This is a genomic window from Nitrososphaera sp. AFS (assembly GCF_009898475.1).
In the GTDB taxonomy this organism is placed as follows: Archaea; Thermoproteota; Nitrososphaeria; order Nitrososphaerales; family Nitrososphaeraceae; genus Nitrosopolaris.
In genome coordinates this window covers 1-2169 of the sequence record NZ_QURE01000153.1, presented here as the reverse complement: position 1 = coordinate 2169, position 2169 = coordinate 1, and the positions used below count along the sequence as shown (strand labels likewise).

Genomic DNA, 2169 nt, shown 5'->3' with positions numbered 1-2169 from the left:
ATTGTATTATTCAAATTACATTGGGGACAGCATGTAAGACTACGTGACGTAGAATCTGTAACGTCTATATCATCTTTTGATTTGTTTATCAATATCTTATTTGGAGGAACTATCATATTTACAATTGCACAACTTGGAATAAAAGAATAGCGGAGTTTATTCTAGATATTAGATTCTGAAAACCCACATTGAGTAATTTTTCTGGGCAGAATTAGGCTAATAATTCCAAGTGCACCAGGAAGATAGTACTCTTAATAGTACAAACCAGCTATATGCGGATATTCCTGTAAAAACACCTTCTTGACCGTCGGTAACCCTAAACTTGGAGCTATTGTAACACTGCTGACGTCAAATATCATAATTCGGCCAACTATGCTCACGCTTATGAGATGCGAGAAAGTTCTTGACGATAATGAATGGGCAGTGGTTACAATAAATGAGAAATTGCTTTTGGCAAGGAACTTGGGGGAAGATCTGGAAACAAGTGGAACCTGACGGCTGGTTTAATCCTGCCTTTCTGAAATTCTTAAATCCAGAAATCTTTGGGTAGAAACCATGAAAAATTAGGAATTGTTGACAGAGGGGGGACAGTATCTTTGTTCCTTCACAACAATCGGTTGGTCTTATCTCAGTTGATCGATCGTAGGTTGCTTGTGTTACTCCTACCCTTTTCGCAATGTCAGATGCATCTCTTTTCAGAATCGAATATTTTTCTTATGTCGTAAGCAGGCTTTCGGTTTCAGGGTGTTCCTCCGGGGTGGGACATCGTTGTTTGTCGTTTGGCCGTAACTCTGCTTTCGACTTTACTGAAACCTGACCTGAGTTGAAGTGGGTCTCTTTGCAGCTAGTTCTTTCTTTATGCTTTCGAGGGATACTCTCATCTCTGACTTAAATCGCTTAGATGAGACACACATAATCTAGAATGAAGCAAAGTCGGCATTTAGATTATCGAGACTGCAGACCTAAAGCCATCTGCATACTTATATACTATCATAAGTCTGGGAATAAACATAACGGAAAGAAACGCCCCAAGTGAACAAGTCTATGAACCGACATTAATGGGACAGAACCCTATTGTTCTCTTCTATATTATATGGTAGACTAAAGCTAAATGTAGCACCCTTAGCTTCACCACTTTCGTCTTTGTTATTCTCAGCCCATATTCTACCACTATGAGCTTCAATTATATTCTTTGAAATATAAAGTCCTAGTCCAGTACCTGTAACTGACTTTGTAGCAAATTTGGTGAACAATCTAGGTATTATTTCAGGATCTATACCAGATCCTCTATCTTTTATACTTACAATTGCTTTATGCTCATCATGGATAGCCACCACGCTCACTTTACCTTGGTCTGTAAATTTAATGGCATTACTCAAAAGGTTTGATACTATCTGGCTTATCCTACTTTTATCTGCATCCACAAGGATATCGTTTTCAGGTCCTATATACTCTAGGCTTAGCTTAGTATTTTTGTGTTCCTTACTAAGCTGGTTCTGAAAGTCAGAGACGACGTTTCTTAATATTTCACTTAAATTAAATCGTTCCTTCTTTAGATATAGTGACTTACTATCTATTCTTGTGACATCTAAGATATCTTCGGTAAGCGTTAGTAATCTTCTCGCATTTCGGATTATTATGTCTAGCATTTCTTGTTCTTTTTCTTCAAAGTGTTTTGAATGGGTTAACAGACCGGATAATCCAATTATGGGTTGAATTGGAGTACGAAGTTCATGAGCTGCTATATTGACAAAGTCCTTTTGCATTTTATTGAAATTTTGGGATTGTTCGTACAATTCTGTTTGTTTCCAAAAGGTTTCAAATATAGTTGCATATGATGAAGCAATTGACTTGTTATTAGAATATGTTGCCAAGCCACCGGCCTCGTATGGATTTTTTAATTTATCATCTCTTAACTCCCATGTCATAACCTCTCTTCCATCCACAATTAGAATTGTAAGTTTGGTTTCTAAACTCTTATCTGCAATCCTGACATTAACTCGTGGAATTGACATTTTTAAATCTTTTATTATGGTCTCCATTTCACTTCCATATGGAATCAGTAGCTTTACTACTGCCCCATTATGGATTGCATCTGAATAGAGTTTATCTACACCAGCATTCATACCAATGGCAAATGTGTTTGAAGTAGCCCATATCATCAACACT

The 2169-nt window shown here is 37.1% G+C and carries 2 protein-coding genes; one reads left to right on the top strand and one right to left on the bottom strand.

Annotation, left to right across the window (positions count from 1 at the left end; genetic code table 11):
* The first annotated feature begins 300 nt into the window (after positions 1-300).
* Complete coding sequence (locus DYY65_RS12040; protein ID WP_162478198.1) at positions 301-495, top strand: hypothetical protein; 195 nt, start codon at positions 301-303, stop codon at positions 493-495.
* A gap of 560 nt (positions 496-1055) precedes the next feature.
* On the opposite strand, the gene DYY65_RS12035 is transcribed toward DYY65_RS12040, so the two are convergent.
* Positions 1056-2169: sensor histidine kinase (locus DYY65_RS12035; protein WP_201449498.1), on the bottom strand; the 1114-nt coding region annotated here is incomplete at its 5' end.